Origin of the sequence: Ferruginibacter sp. SUN106, from assembly GCF_050611765.1 — a bacterium.
In the GTDB taxonomy this organism is placed as follows: domain Bacteria; phylum Bacteroidota; class Bacteroidia; order Chitinophagales; family Chitinophagaceae; genus Ferruginibacter.
Map to the genome: position 1 here is coordinate 1,093,890 of NZ_JBODJC010000002.1, position 21,485 is coordinate 1,115,374.

General features: G+C 38.8%; 13 protein-coding genes. 7 read left to right on the forward strand and 6 right to left on the reverse strand.

The features are described 5' to 3' along the window. Positions 1-25: 25 nt before the first annotated feature. From ACQ334_RS10560 to ACQ334_RS10570, 3 genes are all read right to left on the reverse strand, one after another. Positions 26-3,649: an alpha-amylase family glycosyl hydrolase gene (locus ACQ334_RS10560; RefSeq protein ID WP_430988171.1), complete on the reverse strand. Its 3,624-nt coding sequence runs from the start codon at positions 3,647-3,649 to the stop codon at positions 26-28. A gap of 120 nt (positions 3,650-3,769) precedes the next feature. Next, positions 3,770-4,897, reverse strand: a complete 1,128-nt coding sequence (locus ACQ334_RS10565) for a hypothetical protein (RefSeq protein ID WP_430988172.1) — start codon at positions 4,895-4,897, stop codon at positions 3,770-3,772. Positions 4,898-4,909: 12 nt separating this feature from the next. Beyond that, positions 4,910-6,571 (reverse strand): amidohydrolase, encoded by a 1,662-nt coding sequence (locus ACQ334_RS10570; RefSeq protein WP_430988173.1) that lies wholly within the window; start codon positions 6,569-6,571, stop codon positions 4,910-4,912. Between the two features lie 153 nt (positions 6,572-6,724). Between ACQ334_RS10570 and ligA the strand changes: the two genes are divergently transcribed. The 3 genes from ligA (at position 6,725) to ACQ334_RS10585 (ending at position 10,139) form a co-directional block, all read left to right on the forward strand. Further along, positions 6,725-8,737: an NAD-dependent DNA ligase LigA gene (gene ligA / locus ACQ334_RS10575; RefSeq protein ID WP_430988174.1), complete on the forward strand. Its 2,013-nt coding sequence runs from the start codon at positions 6,725-6,727 to the stop codon at positions 8,735-8,737. Positions 8,738-8,822: 85 nt separating this feature from the next. After that, a complete protein-coding gene (locus ACQ334_RS10580; protein WP_430988175.1) occupies positions 8,823-9,386 on the forward strand; it encodes an NUMOD4 domain-containing protein in 564 nt (187 codons plus the stop codon). A gap of 93 nt (positions 9,387-9,479) precedes the next feature. Beyond that, positions 9,480-10,139, forward strand: a complete 660-nt coding sequence (locus tag ACQ334_RS10585) for a DUF2461 domain-containing protein (RefSeq protein ID WP_430988176.1) — start codon at positions 9,480-9,482, stop codon at positions 10,137-10,139. Between the two features lie 364 nt (positions 10,140-10,503). Here the strand turns inward: ACQ334_RS10585 and ACQ334_RS10590 are convergent, their stop codons facing one another. After that, a complete protein-coding gene (locus tag ACQ334_RS10590; RefSeq protein ID WP_430988177.1) occupies positions 10,504-11,385 on the reverse strand; it encodes a cupin-like domain-containing protein in 882 nt (293 codons plus the stop codon). A gap of 104 nt (positions 11,386-11,489) precedes the next feature. On the opposite strand from ACQ334_RS10590, the gene ACQ334_RS10595 reads away from it, so the two are divergent. Beyond that, positions 11,490-12,080 carry a TetR/AcrR family transcriptional regulator gene (locus ACQ334_RS10595; RefSeq protein ID WP_430988178.1) on the forward strand — a complete coding sequence of 197 codons (591 nt, stop codon included), beginning with the start codon at positions 11,490-11,492 and terminating at the stop codon, positions 12,078-12,080. 4 nt (positions 12,081-12,084) lie between these two features. Continuing rightward, the gene (gene paaE, locus ACQ334_RS10600; protein WP_430988179.1) at positions 12,085-13,164 is read left to right on the forward strand and encodes a 1,2-phenylacetyl-CoA epoxidase subunit PaaE; all 1,080 of its coding nucleotides are present in this window, start codon (positions 12,085-12,087) and stop codon (positions 13,162-13,164) included. Between the two features lie 14 nt (positions 13,165-13,178). Here the strand turns inward: paaE and ACQ334_RS10605 are convergent, their stop codons facing one another. Both ACQ334_RS10605 and ACQ334_RS10610 read right to left on the reverse strand, forming a co-directional pair. Further along, positions 13,179-13,811, reverse strand: coding sequence for a hypothetical protein (locus tag ACQ334_RS10605; protein WP_430988180.1), 633 nt, complete (start codon positions 13,809-13,811; stop codon positions 13,179-13,181). Positions 13,812-14,104: 293 nt separating this feature from the next. Next, positions 14,105-17,386 (reverse strand): choice-of-anchor tandem repeat GloVer-containing protein, encoded by a 3,282-nt coding sequence (locus ACQ334_RS10610; protein WP_430988181.1) that lies wholly within the window; start codon positions 17,384-17,386, stop codon positions 14,105-14,107. 190 nt (positions 17,387-17,576) lie between these two features. Here ACQ334_RS10610 and ACQ334_RS10615 point away from each other — a divergent pair, with 190 nt between their 5' ends. Both ACQ334_RS10615 and ACQ334_RS10620 read left to right on the forward strand, forming a co-directional pair. Continuing rightward, positions 17,577-19,517 carry a tetratricopeptide repeat-containing sensor histidine kinase gene (locus ACQ334_RS10615; RefSeq protein ID WP_430988182.1) on the forward strand — a complete coding sequence of 647 codons (1,941 nt, stop codon included), beginning with the start codon at positions 17,577-17,579 and terminating at the stop codon, positions 19,515-19,517. Next, positions 19,514-21,439: an ATP-binding protein gene (locus ACQ334_RS10620; protein WP_430988183.1), complete on the forward strand. Its 1,926-nt coding sequence runs from the start codon at positions 19,514-19,516 to the stop codon at positions 21,437-21,439. The genes ACQ334_RS10615 and ACQ334_RS10620 overlap by 4 nt, the downstream gene beginning before the upstream one ends. The last annotated feature ends 46 nt before the right edge of the window (positions 21,440-21,485 follow it).

Here is a 21,485-nt window from a genome sequence, read left to right on the forward strand (position 1 = left end):
TTATTGTTTTAAATGTAAAGCTATTTTATTGTTTTAAAAACTGGGTAAAATTGCGCTTCCCGTTTTGCTCAATCTTTAAAAAATAACTGCCTTTAACCAATGTATTCAACTGGCTGGTAACCGGTATCCTGTATTGCCCAGCGCTTAAACTGGCATTGCATAAAATCTGTAACTGCTGACCGAAAGAGTTGATCAAAGTAATTACCACTTTTCCACTGCCCGGCACAATGTAATCAATAGAAGCACTGCCGGTAACCGGGTTAGGAGATATTTTGATTCCCAAACCGTCTTTAACCCTGGTAATAGTGCTGTTGTGGGCGTTTGTTGTAAACTGTGCAGTTACATAATTGGCATTAGGCAATGCGGAACAATTAGCACTCACCCTCCAGTCGTATGCAATACCTGAGCTAAGGTTATTTAGTGTAATAGTGCCTGTTGTAATAGCACTCACTACATTTATCCATGAAGATGAGGCAGCATCTTTATAATCCACAGTGTAATAATTACCGGCAGTAGCCGTCCAGTTCAGGATAGCAGAGTTGGTTGTTATACCTGTAACATTAAGGCCGGATGCAGCAGTTGGCGCCGTTACCACTACGTTAATTGGTGTTCTGACACTTTCGCCGCAATTGTTTTTCTGGCTTACGTAATATGTAACCGTACCTGCTGCGGTGGTAGATGGTACAGGTGCTGTGGCGCTAGCAGTACCGCCTGTTGCAGTAGTATACCATGATAAATTAGTACCCGTTGCTGTTAATGCAGTGGCCGGTGAGTTCTGGCAATAATTTACCGGGCTGGTTGCGGTGGGTGCAGTTAATATAGCTGCTACACTTACCACTACGGGTAAACGCACACTTTCACAACCTATGGTCTGGCTAACATAGTAAGTAATAGTACCGGCCGTTGCAGTAGATGGTGTTGGAGCAGTAGCAGCCCCTGTGCCTCCTGTTGCAGCAGTATACCATAACAGGTTGGTGCCGGTTGCTGTTAATGGCACAGCAACAGCATTCTGGCAATAGTTTACCGGAGTGGTTGCAGTGGGCGCCAGTGTAGCGCATGCCGGAACGCTTATATAAATGTGGTATTCGCCAGGCTGCAATGTTATGGTTTGTGCGGCTGTTGTTAATGTAAAATTAGCCCCGGTTGCACCATTGATGCCGGTAGTTGTTCCATTGCTGATATAATTGGTCCAGTCGCCGGTGGTTTGAAAAGTGATCGTTTTATTTTGCTGCACAACATCCAAGTTGGCCACTATGGTAATTTTTTTACCTCCGGCATTGGGGTCTGCAATCTGAAGCACTTTCACTAATCCTCCATTAAAATCGTACGTAAAACTGGTATTATTGAAAATAGCAGTATTGGTTAACCTTAGCTGTAAGATACTTTTGTAAGTATCATATAAATGTTTGCGGTTAACATCATCCATATATTCCCAATGCGGGGGCTTATTAGCTAAGTTCGAACCTCCGAAAGTTAGTGGAATATCATAACCCCTTTCTTCAAACTGCCAGATCATTTTAGGGCCGGGCACAGTAAAGAACACTGTTGCTGCAGCTTCTTCCCTGGCCAATGCTGTATTTAATGTTTTTACATTATAACTACCGGATGAATTACCGTTATTCAGATTTTTATACATGGTACGCTCCTCATCATGGCTTTCCATATAGCCCACTTCGGCAGGATTGTTAAACGCTTTTTTTGCATCGCTGTATACTACGGGGGAGATATCTGAATTGGCTGTATACCCCATAGTACATTGGTTGTACACAAAATTATTATTACCCCATAGCATAAATCCGTGTGCTGCATACTCCTGTTCTTCCTGGCAGGGCAAAGTGCCTAAAAATTCCAGTATCATATAGGTATTAGGGTGATTAAGAATAGTACCATCATAATAACGGTTTAAATTGGCTACACGTGTGGGGTCATAGTTTTCAACTGTGGTAGTATTAGTTACAGTTTGTGTAAATCCTTTTGCCAGGTCCATACGAAAACCATCTACTTTATATTCATCCAGCCAATAATTGAGGGACCGTTGCACCAGGTACTGTGTGGCTGTTGAAGTATGGTTAAAATCGTTGAATACACTATAAGGATGTGGTGCGGTAACATTTAACCAGGGATTATTGGCTGCCGGTTGATTGGTGGCAGCATTCCAATACATTTTTGCCTGCGGTGCATTATTATCGCATTGATTGTACACCACATCTAATATTACAGCAATGCCGTTTAAGTGACATTTATCGATAAACTCTTTTAATTTATTTTTAGTGCCATAGTATTTATCAGGTGCAAAATAAAAATCGGGATTATAACCCCAGCTTTCATTTCCTGTAAATTCATTAATTGGCATTAACTCAATGGCATTAATGCCCAGGTTTTTAAAATACTGAAATGAATCGATCAGTGATTGATAGCTATGTTGTGCTGTAAAATCTCTGATGAGTAATTCATATACCATCAGGTTCTTTTTATCGGGCTTGCTGAAATTAGTTACCTGCCAGTTATATACCGGTTCAGCTGTTTGCAGTATGCTTACAATACCTGTTGTTAAGCCTGTTGGATAGGGTTTAAGATTAGGATAAGTAACGGCGGTAATAAAAGGATCATTATCAGGATCGAGTACCTTTTGTGTATAAGGATCAGCTATTTTGATAGTATTATCTATAAAATACTGGTAGGCATATTCTACAGCAGGCGTAAGGCCGTTGATAGTTATCCAGAAATAATTGCCATCTGGTGTTTTGTTCATCTGGTAAGCGCAATTCACAGCCCAGTTGGTAAAATCACCCAATACCACCACACTTGTTTTACCTGGTGCATACAATACTAATGTAGCTGATGTATTATTTGCAGCATAATTAATTCCTTCCTGCATACCGGCAGGTAAAGCTGCTACCGTAGTTGTTGGTGGAATATAAAATTCGAAAGAATCTTTTTTAATACCTGAGCCATCATTGCCTTCCAGCATTACCTTTTGACTACAGGCGGTGGTAATAGTTGGATTGGCAGAAATTGTATTGGCACTTGCGGCAGATCCGATTGTATTACCATTTAGTTTTAAGGTTAAGGCAGCATTTGCTGATGAAACACCGGTGATGCTTACATTACCGCCAACAGCTACGGTTAATGGTTCCAGCCATGGAATATAACGGGGTTCAAAGGGTGGCAGGTTCAATCGCACGGCATATTCGGTAGTACCATACACGGGCAAATACATATCACTCACATCGGAGTTTACCTGTTTTAATGTTCCCGTAGCATTCCTGAAAATTACGGTTACTTTTTTTATGGTTTCTCCTGCCGGTACACCAAAAAAACTACGGATATTACTTATCGTGTATTGATATTTGTTAGCTCCCAGCGGAGTGGCATGGGCCAATGGATCTGCTGTTCCCCAGGTAAATTTTACATATTTCCAGTCGGATGGGCCCGTACTTAAGTTGGTGATAACACCCACGTGTACATATACATTGTTGGAATTACCCCCTTCAAAATTTAAAAGGCCCTGGTTGCCTTTATTACAATCCACAGTAAAACTGAGGTTAGAATTATCTATCGGAAATTCCGGAGACCAGTTGAGTAAACGTTGTGAGTAGGATACTGTTCCCATACAAAACAGCACCAGCAAAAGCAGGCATCTCTTCATAAACAAGCAATTTAATGTGTAAAATAAACACATTAGTATGAAACGGCAAAAAGGATTTCTGCATAAATTTTAAAACAGGATATTGAAGCCGCTTTTTTTGCTACAGCTTTGGTGGCTTAATCAATTGATATTTTTACGGTTAGCCCTCCTGATCACTTTTCTGAAATATTTTTTTGACAGGGTTGGCAAAGCATTGCGCCTGCTGATCAATTTACCCGGAATATCAAATTCACCGGTTTGCAGTTCTGCAGGCAGATTAAGGAGTGAGTGTTTTAAAACATCGTCAGATAAATAATTGATCACCTCTTTCGTAATGGTTTCAAATTGCCGGCTGCTCATCCTGCCTAGTATCTTTTTATCAAGGGAAGCGCCTCTTTGTGTAAACCTTTTAATGTTTCTTACCTCGTAATTAAACCCTTCCAGGTAACGCATAAAACCCAGTTTTAGAATAATTTCCGGCAGTACTCCCGTGCTGTTAAAAAATACCTGGTCCCTGTCGTTTGGAATAGGCTTGTATATTTTTATTGTTTTTGAATTGTCGATATACCACCGGTATTGATCGGCATGCCGGTCCCAGTCACCAATTACAATATCCAGTAAACGACATTTTAAATAAGTAACCGTATCAATCAATGTTCCCGGTAAAGAATCTTTTAATTTCAATAATTTTTCTGTGCTGATTGATTTTCCTTTAGGATTCCGCTCTTCTAAAAAACAAAGCCTGTTGGCAAACTGTTCCCTGAATTTTCCCAGCAGTGTATCATCATTTATTACTACCAGTTTTGGCGTGGCATGATCTATTTGTAATGCAGCCGCCAACTCAGGAACTACCAATGCGCCGTAAGGAAAAGAAGCTGATACCTGGTCCTGAACAATTTTTCTTATAAAAGTTTTTTGCCAGAAGGGGCTGATCCATCTGGCAGGATTTTTTTTAACTGACCGCAGCGACCATTCGGCATTATTTTCGTCAGTAATTAAAAGCGATATTGTTTGCAATCCCCCACCGGTTTTTACAGGCGTGTACTGATGTGCAGTTGTTTTGAAATAAAATTTATCAACAGCCACAGGCGTATTCCAGGTAGTTCTGTAATTTTTGCCCCATATTATTTTGTATAAAAAACCATGGTGTGCATATTGTGCATCTGCAACCATTGTCACTTTATTTACTGAGTCGGTATTTTGTGCATTACAAAAGGCCGAAAAAAATAACCCATTAATTAAAAAGCAAAAGGCTTGCAGTGTTTTCATAAGTAAGTTGGTTTATTTTTTATACACCAGCTTGCCATTAATGTAGGTTTTAGTTACAGTTGCATTTAGTACTTTTTTTATATCGCATGAAATAAGATCAGTATCCAATATTATAAAATCTGCGGCTTTACCTTCTTCAAGGCTGCCTTTTTCCTTTTCCTCAAAAGCTGCTTTAGCCGCCCAGATCGTCATCCCTCTCAATGTTTCTTCTCTTGTTAAAGCATTTTCCATTTGAAAACCGCCAGCAGGAAAATCTTTACTATCCTGCCTTGCCACCGCAGCAAAAAATGTTTTAAACGGAGAAATATCTTCTACCGGAAAATCTGTTCCTAAAGGCATCCACCCGTTTTCGTTCAGTAATTTTTTATAAGCGTAGGCATTTTTAACCCTTTCGGGGCCTAATCTTTTATCGGCCCAATACATATCGCTGGTAGCGTGTGTGGGTTGTACCGATGGAATGATATTGTACTTGCCAAACAAATCAAAATCATTGGCATTAACTACTTGTGCATGTTCAATACGCCAGCGCTTATCATTTTTTCCTTTCAGTACTTCGGCATAAATAGTCAATATCTGCCTGTTGCCGCTATCGCCAATGGCGTGCGTACACATCTGAAATTTAGTGTTGGCTAATTTTGCGGCTATCTCTTTAAAGTGTTTGGGGTCGCTTAGTAAAAATCCTTTCCATCCTGCTTTGTCGGTATAATCCTGCAGCAAACAAGCACCACGGCTACCCAATGCACCATCACCGTATAATTTAAAACCGCCTACTGTTAATAAATCAGTTTTATAAATGCCTTTGGCTATCCATTTATCATAGTACGCAGCATTATCGCTAAGCATAGCATAGATCTTCATTTTTAAATGCCCGGCTTTTTGTTCAGCATCTACCAACTCAACAGTATGCTCACTAATACCACAGTCATGCACACCCGTAAGCCCCAAAGCAAAACAGGTATTTTGTGCCTCATTATAATATTTTTTTGCAAGACTGTCGCTGATCGCAGGGATAACTCTTTCCACCAGCCCCATAGCGTTATCAACCAGTATACCTGATAACCTGCCATTTTTTAATTCTATGCTGCCGCCTTCAATAGTTGATGCTGCGGTTACATTCGCTAAGTTTAATGCTTTTTGATTGGCCAATGCCGCATGCCCGTCAACACGTTTTAAAAAAACCGGCCGGTCGGGAAATAAGGAATCCAGTTTTTCTTTAGAAGGAAATTCTTTTACATCCCAGTCATTCTGGTCCCAGCCTCTGCCATACAACCATTCCATAGGAGCGGTTTTGCTGTAGGTTACCAGTTTACTTATTACCTCATCAAATGAGTTGGTACCTGTTAAATTACATTTCCACAAGTCAGTGGCATAGCCGGTAAAATGACAATGAGCATCAATAAATCCGGGGAAGATCGTTTTTCCTTCGGCATTTATTTCTTCTTCTCCTTCAAACTCTTTTAATATTTTATCGTTGGTACCAATGGCAATTATTTTTCCATCTCTTACCGCCATTGCTTCTGCTGTTGAAAAGGCTTCATCTGCAGTATAGATCTTTGCATGATGTACAATTAAAGGTACTTTTTGCCTGAACTTGCAGGAGGAAAGGGTGTAGAGTAAAAAAGTATAAAAAGTAATAAGTAGTAAGTTGGAAATGGTAAGTTTTTTCAATGGCATAAAAAGTTTTTTCAAAAGTACTGAAACGGGCTTTACAATTTTTATCTTTGGTGCAGAAGATCATTATTTATGTATAACGCCAATCAAACAAAAACACTACAGCAGCAAACGGCAGATTTCTTACAATCAAAGACCGACTGTACAATATCAAATGTGAATGCATTCAGAAATATCCTTCGTTTTCATGAATACCGGTATTATGTACAAAACGATCCGTTGATAAGCGATTTTGAATATGATACATTATATAAAAAACTGGAGCATTTTGAAAAAGAAAATCCCGGTGCGATAACTTCCGATTCTCCCACACAAAGAGTAGGTGCAGGTTTGGTGAAAGATTTTCCCAAAGTGCAGCACCTGGTACCCATGCTGAGCCTGGAAAACAGTTATAATGCCGATGACTTAAAAGATTTTGACCGAAAGGCAAGGGAGCTGAGTGGCCTGGATAGTATAGAATATTGTGTAGAGCCTAAGTTTGATGGTGCCAGTATTTCGCTCATTTATGATAATGATCTTTTTGCAAGAGGTGCTACAAGAGGAGACGGATCGGTAGGTGATGAAATAACGATCAATACCAAACAAATTAAATCGGTACCGCTTTCTGCAAAATTCAGCGACTATGGCATTCAGCAAATAGAAATACGTGGCGAAGTGCTGATGAATAAAAATAATTTTAAAGCTTACAACGATAAACTGATTGAAGAAGGCATTCCGCCATTAGCCAATCCACGCAATGCCGCTGCCGGAAGTTTGCGTATAAAGGATACAGCAGAAGTGGGGAAAAGGAACCTGGAAGCTTTTTTATATCATGTCAGTTATCTTTTAAGTAACAAGACTCAAACTGCAAACAACAATGAACCGACAACGCATAGCGGAATGCTGGAGATGTTGTGGAACTTAGGTTTCAGAAGTCCGCAAAAAGAAATGAAAGTGGTGCAGGGCATTGAAGGTGTAATTAAACATGTGGAAGAATTTGAAGGCAAAAGAGATACACTCCCCTATGAAATTGACGGCATGGTAGTTAAGGTTAATGACCTGCAATTACAGGAAAGATTAGGCATGACGTCGCACCATCCCCGCTGGGCTATTGCCTTTAAGTTTAAAGCCAGGCAGGGCACCAGTAAATTAATTGGTATAGAATACCAGGTGGGAAGAACAGGCGCTGTTACACCTGTTGCCAAGCTGGAACCGGTACAGGTAGGGGGCGTTACCGTTAGTAGCATCTCTATTCACAATGAGGAATATATTAAGGAGAAAGACCTGATGCTGGGTGATACTATTTTAATTGAACGTGCCGGTGACGTAATACCACAAATTGTAAAATCATTTGCCGAATTAAGAAAGGGTGACGAACAAGAGATCGTCTTCCCCGTCAAATGCCCGGTTTGCCAGCACCAGTTATTTAAAACTGAGGATGAGGCCGTTTGGCGTTGCACTAATATTAACTGTGAGGCGCAGGTGGTGGAAAGGATCATTCATTTTGTAAGTAAGGATGCCATGGATATCCGCAGTTTTGGCGATGCTAATGTGCGTAAATTTTACGACATGGGCCTTTTAAAAGATATTCCCGGTGTTTATACCTTACCGTTTGATGCAATAAGAAAACTTGAGGGCTTTGGTGAAAAGTCGATCAATAATTTGCAAGCTGCCATAGAAGCCAGTAAAACACAGCCGTTGCACCGTATTATTTACGGGTTGGGTATCCGTTATGTTGGAGAAACCACTGCCAAAACGCTGGCTAACGCTGTACAACACCTGAATGATTTTGCCCATTACACAGAGGAGCAATTACAGCAACTGGAAGATGTAGGCATAAAAGTTGCTAAGAGTATCCATGCATTCTTCAGCGACCCGGAAAATATAAAGCTGCTGCAAAGATTGGAGGAATTGGGTATTCAGCTTAAAAATGAACACAAGGAATTAGTAACGGACGGTAACTTATCAGGTAAAACGTTTTTATTTACGGGTACCCTGGCCCGGCTTAAACGCAGTGAAGCAGAGGCTATGGCAGAAAAGAATGGTGGCAAGATCGTTAGTGGTGTAAGCAGTAAATTAGATTATCTTGTGGTAGGAGAAGATGCCGGTAGTAAACTGGAAAAAGCCAGGAAAATAGCTACCATTAAAATAATAAGTGAAGAAGATTTCATAAAAATGCTTTCTTCTTGATAAAATTCTTTTTATATTTATCTTTGAACCTTATTCGTTCGGGTAAACGCATGAACCCGGATACCACCATTAAAATCATATTGCAATGATTAAAAAAATTACCGGGGAAGTTTGGAAACCCATTCAGTTCACCGGCTCAAAAACACTTCGCAAAAAATATGCAGTATCGTCATTGGGGCGTGCAGCCAGTTTTAGTGAAAACATTACTGAAGACGGGAAGTTACTAACGGGTTCCATTACCTCGGGTTACAGAACATTGAACCTGCATGTGAATGGCGGTAACGGTACTATCTATATTCACAGGGAAGTAGCAAGGCAGTTTTGCAAAAAAGCTTCTCCTAAACATAAATATGTAATTCACGTTAATCATAAGAAAAAAGATAACCAGTTTAAAAATTTAAAATGGGCCACATTGGATGAAGTGAGCAGCCACCAGCAATTCAGCCCCGAAAAAATTGCCTATAAAAAAAGGCAGGCTAACAGAACTGAAGGTTTAAAACTGAATGCCACCCAGGTAAAAGTGATCAAGGATATGATAAAGAATCCTAAAAGAAAATTAACCTACAAACAGATTGCTGCAAAATATAAAGTAAGTGAGATGACTTTATACCGTATTAAAAGCGGAGAGAATTGGGGAAGGGTGAAATAAAAATAAAGTTATAAGTACTAAGTTATAAGTAAAGAATCAGCGGTCGCTGATTCTTTTTTGTTTTCTGTAAATTCGTTGTCTAAAAAATATTTTATGTTGCAATCATCTACCTTGAAATTTTTAAAAGATCTTAAAAAAAATAACAACAGGCCCTGGTTTGAAGGGCACCGCAAACAATACGAGGAAGCCAAAGAAGATTTTTTGCTGATGACGGAAAAATTAATTGCAGGCATTGCCACATTTGATCCGCCGATTGCACAATTAAAAGCAAAGGATTGCACTTTTCGTATTAACCGTGATGTCCGGTTCAGTAAAGATAAAAGCCCCTATAAAAATAATATTGCCGGTTATTTTAACAGAAATGGAAAAAAAGGTACCGGTGCAGGTTATTACCTGCATATTGAACCCGGTAAAAGTTTTGCCGCCGGCGGTATGTGGATGCCCGAGCCAAAAGAACTGGCACAAATAAGGCAGGAGATTGATTACAGCTTTGATACCTGGAAAAAATTTACCGGCAATGCCGCATTTAAAAAAACATTTACCGAGGGTGTAAAAGGTGATGCACTGGTAAGGCCGCCCAAGGGTTATGAAGATACTAATCCGGCCATTGAATTTATAAAACTTAAAAGTTTTATTGTAAGCAGACCTTTTACTGATGCCGAAGTGCAGGACAAAGCATTTGTGAAGCAGGTGGCCAATACATTCAAAACGATGAAGCCGTTGATCGACTTTTTAAATCACGCCACAGAATAGTTGCTGCAAGGGGAATAGCTGCAGGAGATAAGCATGCTACCCAAACTCTTTTGCTTTGCCCTTGCGGCTTGTAACTTGTAGCTTACCTCTCTTCAGGTTACACGCTGTTGTAAAAAAATGGCCAGAGATAAAAATCTCCGGCCTTGCTTACCTCTGAAACCACAAGAAAAAAAGGTATATATAATATATTAAATTAACTCTGTTAAAAAGTTAGCTTATTGGGGATAATAGAAAATGTAATTGGATAATAACGGGGTCTTGTAAAATACCAATTCCCTGAGAGCTTTAAATAAGATTGGAGTGGATTAAATAACCAGCAGGATGTAAAAGTAATGTTTTTTTTGGAGTAAAGTAATTTATTTTATTAAATTTTTTCTGCAACTTTTAATTCCTGTTCAGCCAGTTGATACAGTTTGCGGCGCTTACGGTTGTACCACCATTTTGGGGCAGTTTTTTTCATGAGGGTATCAATATTTCTCATACCAAAAAGTTTCCACAGGCCGGTTAATTTGCCACCTACGCTATTTTGTAAAGCCCTGAGGCTCATAGCAAAACCGCCATCTAAATATTCCATATGGTGCCAATACCCGGCTGGCATAAATAAGGTATCGCCATGTTCCAGGATCACTTCATATCCTTTTGCCAGCCTCACGGCCGGAAAGTTTTCATAGTCAAAATCCTGGCTATAATTGGCAAAATTGGCCAGGCTGAGTACTTCCCAGGGTTTACGGTATAGTTTATATTGTTCTTCAAAAGGGAATAATAACACCTTTTTGCGGCCGATAAACTGCGTGTGCAGTATATGGCTCATATCAATGTCGAAGTGAATATGTGTAACAGAGCCTTGCCCGCCTACAAAAAGCATGGGGTATTTTTTTACAAAGCCCTTCATCAGGTTTTCAGGCCATGTAAAATCCTTAACTACCTGTGGTGCATGCTGGAAAATGTTGAATAAGAAAATACGCAGATCCAATGGCCCTTCTTTTACTTTTTTAAGGTAATCGCCAAATTTCATGTAAGCATCAGCTGTATTAATGGGGGTATAAGCATCGCTTTTAATATTATTGTATACGCCCACTTCCTTGTCTCCTACAATATCAATAAAATAATCCCAGGTCCATTTTTTATACGCCGGCCATTCCTTAGAGAGATTTTTAATAACCAATGGCTTCATGGTATTGTAGTAGTTCTTTTTAAAATCTTCAGGAGATATACTATCTACAGTATCTACAGCTTTTAATTGCATGGCGGAGTTATTTACACGGCAAAATTAGTATTTTCTGCTTGCAGAAAATATATAAAAAATAAAATCCAAAAACTAATAAGCGTTAGTTTTGTAAAAAATGGAATATGGCTAAAATAAAGCCGGGTAAAAACGCCAGCAAAAAGGATGTTATTATAACTAAAGCATCTGTTCTTTTCAGAACGAAAGGCTTTAATGCGGCATCAATGAGGGAGCTGGCCGAAGCCGTAGGTGTGGAAGCACCGAGCCTGTACAATCATATTGGAAGTAAAAGCGAACTGTTGCAAACCATTTGCTTTAAAGTGGCTAATGAATTTACCACACAGCTGATGGAGACTGAAAATAAAACCTGCAGCAGTATTGGTAAGATTGAGCTGATCATTCGTTTTCATATTACCATGATGCTGGATGAATTTGATGAAGTGTTTGTAGCCAACCATGAGTGGAAGCATTTGCAGGAGCCTTTTCTCAGTAATTTTTTACACCAGCGGCGCAATTATGAAAAACGTTTGGTAGGCCTCTTAGAGGAAGGCATCCGCAACAAAGAGTTAAAAAACATTAATCCTTATGTGGCAGTACTTACCTTATTATCTGCCGTAAGGGGCCTGGAATTTTGGCAAAGGCACAAAAAAAATATCAGCACCAAAGTATTGCAGGATGATATGGTAACTCATTTATTAAAAGGCATCATAAAATAATTCTATGGCTGTTCACTTTCATACATTAAAAATTAAGGCTGTAAAAAAAGAAACTCCTGATTGTGTTTCCATTGCATTTACTGTTCCGGAAGATCTGCAGGCAACATTTGCTTTTGAACAGGGACAAAATATCACCCTTAAAAAAATAATAGATGGTGAAGAAGTACGCCGCTCTTATTCTATATGTGCTGCACCTTTTGAAAATGAATTGAAAGTAGCCGTAAAAAAAGTTGATGGTGGAAAATTTTCCTGCTATGCCAATGATATTTTAAAAGCAGGTGATGAAATAGAAGTGTTACCTCCAACAGGAAAGTTTAACACCAAACTACACGCCGCAAACAAGAAACAGTATGTTGCCTTTGCTGCAGGCAGTGGTATTACCCCGGTACTCTCTATTATTAAAACTACTTTGCAAACCGAACCACAAAGCCATTTTACTTTAATATTCGGCAACCGCAGCCGTTCTTCTATTATTTTTTTTGAAGAACTGGAAGGGTTAAAAAATAAATTTTTGCAGCGCTTTAATTTCATCAATATATTAAGCCGGGAAAGAACAGATGCACCAATAAATTCAGGAAGAATTGATGATCAGAAATTAATTCAATTAAATAAGCTGGTAAATTATAAAGGTATTGATGAGTATTTCATTTGCGGCCCTGAAGAAATGATCTTTTGTGTGAAAGATTTTTTAGCGCAACAGGGTATTGATAAAAAGAAGATACATTTTGAATTGTTTACCACGCCAGGACAAAAGAATTCGTCAGTGGTGAATAATGAATCATCAATGAAGAGCAGCGGCCCTTCCAGTAAAATAACGGTAAAACTGGATGGCAGAAGTTTTGATTTTGATCTTGGTTTCAATGGCGAGAATATTTTAGATGCTGCATTAAAACAAGGTGCTGACCTGCCCTTTGCCTGCAAAGGTGGTGTATGCTGCACCTGCAAAGCAAAATTATTGGAAGGCCAGGTAGCAATGGATGTAAACTGGGGACTGGAGCAGGAAGAAATAGAACAGGGTTTTATTCTCACCTGCCAGAGCCACCCCACAACAGGAAAAGTAGTGGTTGATTTTGACATCAAATAAAACCCTGTAAATAATTATTTTTTACCTCCTACTGCAAAGGATAAGTAAAATAAAAAATTCCTGCTTTTAATGTAAGAACCGTTGCTGATCCTGTCTTGCGGAACCAGGTTAGTTAATCCCCAATTATACTGCATACCCATATTTATTTTGCTCAGCCTGATAGATGACTTTAAGGTAATTCCACCATCAATAGATTTTCTGTTATCTGCAATGCCATTACCAAAACTCATTTTTTTATACGGTTCGCCGGATAACACATTAAACTTACCTGATACTGCGTAACCAACAAAAGGCCCTGCGCCAAAGGCTATACCGATGCTTTCGCCAGAGCGGGGCGGATCTACCACAAATTCCAATGGCATGGCCAGGTTAATATAGTTTACAATTACCTTTCCCCCACCAGTTTGTTCGTAGCCGGTTTTTAAATACGACAGCACAGGATTCAACGACAAATCAAAGTCTGAACTTTTTTTAATAGCAACATAAGTTTCTACACCAATACCTAATGCAAACTGCATACTACCTTTACCCGAACTGGTTTTTACATTACTTAATCCAAAATCTCCCTTAATATAAACAGGATTGTTTTTTTGTGCGGTTATAAAAGTGCAGCTAAATAAGCATAACACTAACAGCGTTGCTTTCATGTTTTAAATTTTTGTAAACATAAGCCGGTAGTACAATTTATTCAGTACCCTGCAATGGGTATTTTGTTATGCAACCAACGCTGTTTTTAATAAAAAAGCCCTGCTGCAAGAATGCAACAGGGACTTACACTTTAAAAAAAACCTACAGTCTTTACCGGGTTAGCTAAAAATAATTATTGCCATTAAAATCAGAATGATCAGTATATCCTTCTTAAGCATACAAAATAATTCAGGTAAGGGTTTTAATGTGCTGCTGCAATTGCAGCAGCACATTAAACATTGAAGCACCTTTTTTACTCTATTACAATTTTACTAGTTACAATTTCCTGCTGGTTAATTAATTTTATAACATACACGCCTTTGTTAAGCCCTGATATATTATAGCGGTTAGTTGCTTCTTTGTTCATTTGTTTTACCACCTTGCCTGTTACATCTATCACCTGGATTTGTTTAAATGCATCAGCTCCGTTTATGGTTATATAATCTTTTGCAGGGTTAGGCAAAATGTTGATGGTATACTTCTTACTAAAATCAACTTTTACAATTCCGCTGTATTTAAACTGGCTGTTTTTATCTATAGCTTTTAAGCGATAATAATTTACACCTGCAAAAGGATGGTTATCATTGATGCTATAATTATTTGTAGCAATATTACCTTTTGCAGCAACAGTTCCTATTGCAGTAAAATCGCTGGCGTTACTACTTTTTTCTACTTCAAAATTGGCAACATTAATTTCATTTTCAGTTACCCAGTTCAGTTTAACACTTTGTTCTTGTTTAACCGCATCAAAATTTATAATAGTAAGCGGTAATGCTGTAAATGTATTTTTTGCAAAAAAGAAGGTAGAGAAAGAACTGATACTTGCAGATAGCACATAACCATATTCATAAGCACCGGTTACTGTAGTTAGCTTTGCCGCATTTTGTGTAAGTGTACCGCTGCAGGTTTGTTCATTTTTAAATATCGCAACATCACTGATAGTATTGATACCTGATGGCTGGCCGATTGAATTTGTAGCATTTTTTAAAGCCAGGAATTCTGATGTCTTTACATAAAGCCTGATATCAACATTTGATGCAGGTTGATTTTGAACAGTGATGGTAAGGTTCCTGTCCATGTATAATCTTTTAATAGGGTCTTCTCTTACAGCAGTATTATTAATATAGGAAGATGCATTTACATTACCCAGGTTATTACCATTGGCTTTTATTTCTGCCACCACATCTCCTGCAGTATTTAGTATTGGCACCCATTGATTATTATTAGAACCGTTAATTACCACTGTTGGATAAGTTTCGCAACTGCCGGGTATACCATTAGCAATAAACGCAGGCACTACTGTAAGCGCATTATGGTATAAAGGCAAATTATAAGAGCTGGCGGGTGTATAACTAGACCGGGTAGTTGCAGTATTAGTGGCGGGATCAAATTGTACCACCCGTACAATATTGTTACCGTCTCTTGTAATAGTATAAAGTTTATTGCCATTTATAGTTAATATACCAGTTGGATAACCGCCATCGCCATAAGGATCATAGCTATAAAGTGCTGTATAGGCATTTGTAGCAGGGTCAAACTGAAATAGTATACCTGCCCCCAATGTTCCACCACCTAAAGTATTTCCGTACAGTTTATTGTTGTAAACTGTCATTGTGTTTTGTATAGTGGTGCCTGTTGCGGCTCCGTTCAGGCTAAACAGGGTACTGGCTGTGTTGGTGGCAGGATCGTACATAATAATTCCACCAACATTATTGGCACCGCCGCTATTAGTTGCGCCATACAGTTTATTATTATACACAGTAAAGCCGCCAGTTGGTTGGTTGCTACCTGAGTTCTGTACAGAATACAGGTTGGTTAATATGCCGGTAGCAGGATCGTAACTGTAAACCGTACCCCAATTTCCTGTTCCTCCTGCACTCGTCATACCATAAAACTTATTGTTGTAAAGCGTAGGTTCACCAATAGGGTAAAGGCTGCCGGTAGGTTGAAAATCTTTTTTTGTATAAATATTCGTGGCGGGATCAAACTCATAAAAAACACCATAGCTGCCACCTGTGGTTCCATATAGTTTTCCATTGTATGCAACAGGTGAGGATGTAGGACCATAGCTGGGGCCGTAGCCGGGCAGATCAAAATTGTGTTTCCGGGAATATACTGTTGTAGATGGATCGTACTCCCATATACAACCTGCATCTGGTTGAGGGCCGGTGGCACAGGTGCCATAAATTTTTCCGTTAAGCAATGTAGGTCTGCCATAAGGTATGCGGCCATTTTCGGCAGTATTAAAATTCAGTTTTTTTGTTACAGTGCCGGCAGCATAGTCATACTCAAACAGGCAACCCTGATCGTTAAAGCCACCACTATATGTAGTGGCATAAAATTTTGAATTAAAAAATGTAAATGTGCTTCCGGGGTTTATGGGGTTATCATAATTACTGATACCAAAATCATATTTTTTTACAACAGTGTTTGGACTGGCCGGATCCCATTCATAAATGGTGCCTTTGCCATCAGCGCCGCCACGGCTGCACATGCCCAAAAATTTAGATCCGTTGGCAACCAATTTTCCCAATGGGCTATCGCCAGTGGATGTATAATTAAAATCAACCAGTTTGGTAAATACGTTACCCACGGGGTTCAGTTCAAATAATGTGCCGCCCGCAAAAGCGCCATTGTAATAAAGTGTTCCGTATAATTTGTTATTGTAAACAATCATTTCATTATTATTAACACTGGTACCATCAGCACTGCTGGCACCGCCAAAAACTTTAATAACAGTGGTATTTGAGCCATTGGGCAAAGCAGGATCTATTACATATAAAGCTCCTGCATCGTTGGCAGCACCCCGCCAGCTTCCACAGTAAAGTTTATTATTATAAGGAGTTATGTTGGTGTAAAATGCCCAGCCATTGCCTGCACCTGGCCCTGTCATGTCCAGCAGGTCGGTATAGGCATTGGTGGCAGGGTCCCACTCAAATACAACACCTAAGCCTGCCGAGCCGCCACCGGTTGTACCTCCATACATTTTACCATTCATAAGCCTGAGTGAGTTTTGAGGATATCCGCCGGTGGTGCCATTAAAATCGTACTTTTTTGTAACCACATTGGTGGCAGGATCCCACTCAAATATGGTACCGTAACCGCTTGCTCCACCGAAATAAGTAAGCCCATAGAATTTATTATTGTACAATAAAAGGCTGCCAAATGGGTTGTAACCATATAAGTTAAAATTGGTACCAAAATCAAATTTTTTAGTGTAAATATTTGTGGCAGGATCATACTCAAACAAAGTGCCATTGTTGCCTGTGCCGCCTATACGGGTGGTGCCATATAATTTTCCATTGTAAGGAACCATCTCCAGGTTGGCAGGATTGCCGCCATTAACCGCTACAGGAAAAGCATATTGCAACTGGAAGTTTTGCCCGCTGCTGTCTGTGCTAAAAAGAAAACCATTGGAGGAGTTATCACTTTGCGGATAACCACCCACCAAGCCAAACATTTTTGAAACGCCCTGTGCCCTGGATGCTGTAACAAATAGCAATGCCATAAGCATGATTGATAAAGTTCTTTTCATACCTGAAAATTTATAAAGTAAAATTTGTCTGTAATTGTAAATGCGGATATTAGAAGTTGATGTAAAATTTCATTATTTATAAAACAACTCAAATACCAAATTTGTAGTAGGCATGTAAAACAATGATTGTACCACAACAATTAAATGATTATTTTTAAAAAGAATTGGTACTACTATTAAACCGCCATTGATGAAACAAACCCGAACGATATTTCTTTTTGTGTTTTTTACTATTACAGCAGTGTATGCTGCTGCACAAACAAAAATTATTGATGGCCTGAAACAAAATATCCGGGCAGCGCAGAGCAATGCAGAAAAAGTGAAAGCCATTTTTACTTTTTGTGAGCTAGGTTATACATTACACCCTGATACTTTAATGCTGTATGCAGAAAAAGCAAAAGCCATTACTATAGAGGAAAAAAATTTACATGATGAGTTACAGGCTACCTATTATGAATGTGGGGCGCTTACAACTAAAGGCTATATTGATTCTTCTCTAAGCCTTTTAAATAAATGCCTGGCTACACTTACAACAAAAGTAAACGACGCCATACTGGAAGCTAATTGCTATAATCAAAAAGGGCGGTGCTATGTAAGAAAGAATCAATATAAAGAAGCCATTGATATGGGCTACCAGACTTTTTCTCTTGCAGAAAAAAATAATGATGTGCTGTTACAGGTAAAGGGTAAAACACTAATTGGCTGGGCTTACCTTGAAATGGGTCAATTAAAAGATGCTTTGTCCTGGCATTTAAAAGCATTACACACTACAACGGATACACTGCTGTTAGAAAAATATGCTATTCTTTTTGCTAATCTTGCCACAAACTATAATGGATTAGGCAAAACAGATTCCGCATTTTATTATATTGATAAAGGCATCACCTACTCTCGCAGGCATGAAAATTTATTTGCCTTATCCAATTCATTAGCTATACAATCGGAGTTGTATGTAAAATCTGGACAAGCTAAGTTATCAGAACCCATTTTGAAAGAAGTAGTTGAAATAAGAAAAACTATCGGAGATCCTTTTTATATCGCTTCTGATATGTCGCAACTGGGCTTTTATTATGCTCATTATGGCCAACCCGAAAAAGGAATTGCCATTTGCGAAGAAGGTATTGCTATTGCAAAAAAATACAAACTGGATACCAAACTTTTTTTCTTGTATGGCAGCCTGGCCGATAACTACAAAGCTATGGGCAACATGAACAAGTATGCAGAAGTATTACAAACTATCATCAGCCTGAAAGATTCGGTGTACCAAAAAAACTCGGCACTATCATTAGCCGAGATGCAGACGAAATACGAAACCGAAAAGAATAATAATATTATCGCCGGCCAAAAGCTGGCATTAATAGAAAAAAATTACTGGTTATATGGATTGTTGGCCATAGCAGTGCTGAGCATCATTGTATTTTATGCATTATTTACTGTTTACCGTAAAAAGCAAATATTAAAAAATGAAATGCTGATGAAGGAAGAAAAATACCATTCAACACTGGCTGTTGCCGCAGCAGAAGAGAACGAACGCAAAAGGATCGCTACCGATCTGCATGATAATATAGGCGCTTATGCATCAGCCATATGTGCCGATGTAGAAAAAATTGCAGGTAACGTCCTCAGCAATAATACCATTTCATTGCAAAATCTGCAACAACATTCGCAGGAGATCATTAACTCATTGCGGGACACCATCTGGGTATTGAATAAAGATAATATTACTGTAACCGGTTTAAGCGACAGGATAAAAAACTATATCAGTAAACTGCAGTCTACTTACAATCAAACACATATTTCACTTCACGAAAAAATAGAAAAGGATGCCAGGCTTAGTTCTAAAATTGCATTAAACATTTTCAGGATCATACAGGAAGCGGTACACAATGCACTAAAACACAGCGGGGCAGGAAATATTGATGTAAGCATCAGCAGCAACAGCAATATTATGATAGCTGTTACCGATGACGGAAAAGGAATGGAACAGGCAAACGGATCGGTTGGCAATGGCCTGATCAATATGAAAACAAGGGCAAAGGAAATAGACATGGAATTAACTATTGAATCAGCAAAAAATCAAGGTACTGTATTGCTGTTGCAAAGTAATACTACAAAGCTGCCAGGAGTATGAAAAAAGAAATTGCATGTATTTTACTTTCCGCTTTTTTGATGTGCTTTGCCGCATATGCCCCTGCACAAACAAAATTTATTGACAGCGTAAGGCAGATCATTAGTAAAAGTGCAAGCGACCAGGAAAAACTGGACCATATACTAACCCTTTCAGGGCAAACCATTAACCCGGATACACTTTTGCCTTATGTAATAGTTGGAGAAATGCTCACGGCGAGATCAAAAAATAAATTTGATATGGACAGGATTGCTGTTGTAAGGGCCAACTATTATGTTCGTAAGAATTATATCGACAGTGCTTTGACGATTGTTGACCGCATTATTCCTTTTTATCAAAACAATAAAAAACACCAGGATTTTTACCTCAATGTACTTTTCTTAAAATCAAAAATACTGGACAGGGGTAACCGTTATACACAGGCACTAACACAATTATACGAAGTAGTGGAAACTGCCGAATCGTTGAAAGATACACTTACTTTGATACAGGCCAAAACCGGTATCGGTTGGGTACAAATGGAAATGGAACAATACCACGAAGCATTACAATGGTTATATAAAGCGCTATACACTTCTCCTGATAAAAAATTTTACAAAAACTATGGCGCTTTATACAGCAATATCGCTTCTACCTATAATGCATTGGGTAAAGCAGATTCTGCCACGCTGTACATTACTACTGCTATCAATGATGCAAGAGAGAACAATAACCTGCTCTTTTTAGCCACAGCTTTAAATATGGAGGCTAAAATATTCATTGATAATAAACAGACTCATCTTGCCGAAGCGCCATTACATGAAGCTGTGGAAATAAGAAAAAAATTAAACGACCCTTTTTATACCGTATACGACATGAGTAGCCTGGCCAGTTACTATGCCACCAATAACCAGGCCGCCAAAGGAATTGAATTATGTAAGGAAGGAATAATGCTTGCCAAACAAAGCGGTTTATCATCGCAGTTGTTAATGATCTACCGGTCGCTGGCAGAAAATTATAAGGCCGCAGGAAAAATCAATGAATACAGTACCACCCTGGAATTGATCATTGCCCTGAAAGATTCCTTCAATAATATCAACTCATCAAAGCTTCTGGCAGATATGCAGTTTAGCAGTGAGGCACAGAAAAAAGAAAAAACAATTGTAGAACAAAAACTGAACCTCACTATAAAAAATTACTGGCTTTTTGGCTCTGCCTTGTTTGCTGTTATGGCTATAGTAATTGTATGGCTTGGCTTTAAAAATTACAATCGTAAACAAAATATTAAAATGGAACTGGCATTGGCAGAGGAAAAACGTATCTCGGCACAATCTATTATTGATGCAGAAGAACAAGAACGTAAACGGATAGCTACCGACCTGCATGATAATATTGGTGCTTATGCATCGGCAATAAGGGCAGATGTGGAAAAGATAAGTAATAACGGTTTTGAAAAAAATAACCACGCCCTGAACAACCTGCAGCAACATTCTCAGGAAATCATCAATTCGCTCCGTGATACCATCTGGGTATTAAATAAAGAAAATATTACTATCACCGGCATAAGCGACAGAATAAAAAATTATATCAACAAACTGCAGCCTACTTATGATACTATACAATTAGAGATCAAAGAAGAAATTTGCAACGATGTAAGGCTGAGTTCGCAGCATGCGTTGAATATTTTCAGGATAATACAGGAAGCCATACACAATGCATTAAAGCATAGTGGTGCCACCCAGATAGCGGTAACCATTAACAGCAAAGAAAGTATACTAATAAGCATCACTGATAACGGAAAAGGAATAGCCACTGATATAGCTGCAGGAGGAAATGGCATGAGCAATATGAAAGCGAGAGCAAAACAAACAGGAATGGAGCTACTGATAAGCTCTGCAAAAAACCAGGGTACAGTATTGGAATTGCATGGTAATACTACAAATTAGGTATTGCCATTTGTTTTAAAAAAAAAGACTTTACACTTTGAAAAGA

Excerpts from the sequence above, each read along its gene's own strand:
- ACQ334_RS10580 (WP_430988175.1), top strand. The coding sequence starts at position 8,823 with ATGATTAAAAAAATTACCGGGGAAGTTTGGAAACCCATTCAGTTCACC.
- ACQ334_RS10560 (WP_430988171.1), bottom strand. The coding sequence starts at position 3,649 with ATGAAGAGATGCCTGCTTTTGCTGGTGCTGTTTTGTATGGGAACAGTA.
- ACQ334_RS10565 (WP_430988172.1), bottom strand. The coding sequence starts at position 4,897 with ATGAAAACACTGCAAGCCTTTTGCTTTTTAATTAATGGGTTATTTTTT.
- ACQ334_RS10585 (WP_430988176.1), top strand. The coding sequence starts at position 9,480 with ATGTTGCAATCATCTACCTTGAAATTTTTAAAAGATCTTAAAAAAAAT.
- ACQ334_RS10590 (WP_430988177.1), bottom strand. The coding sequence starts at position 11,385 with ATGCAATTAAAAGCTGTAGATACTGTAGATAGTATATCTCCTGAAGAT.
- paaE (WP_430988179.1), top strand. The coding sequence starts at position 12,085 with ATGGCTGTTCACTTTCATACATTAAAAATTAAGGCTGTAAAAAAAGAA.
- ACQ334_RS10620 (WP_430988183.1), top strand. The coding sequence starts at position 19,514 with ATGAAAAAAGAAATTGCATGTATTTTACTTTCCGCTTTTTTGATGTGC.
- ACQ334_RS10605 (WP_430988180.1), bottom strand. The coding sequence starts at position 13,811 with ATGAAAGCAACGCTGTTAGTGTTATGCTTATTTAGCTGCACTTTTATA.
- ACQ334_RS10615 (WP_430988182.1), top strand. The coding sequence starts at position 17,577 with ATGAAACAAACCCGAACGATATTTCTTTTTGTGTTTTTTACTATTACA.
- ACQ334_RS10610 (WP_430988181.1), bottom strand. The coding sequence starts at position 17,386 with ATGAAAAGAACTTTATCAATCATGCTTATGGCATTGCTATTTGTTACA.
- ACQ334_RS10595 (WP_430988178.1), top strand. The coding sequence starts at position 11,490 with ATGGCTAAAATAAAGCCGGGTAAAAACGCCAGCAAAAAGGATGTTATT.
- ACQ334_RS10570 (WP_430988173.1), bottom strand. The coding sequence starts at position 6,571 with ATGCCATTGAAAAAACTTACCATTTCCAACTTACTACTTATTACTTTT.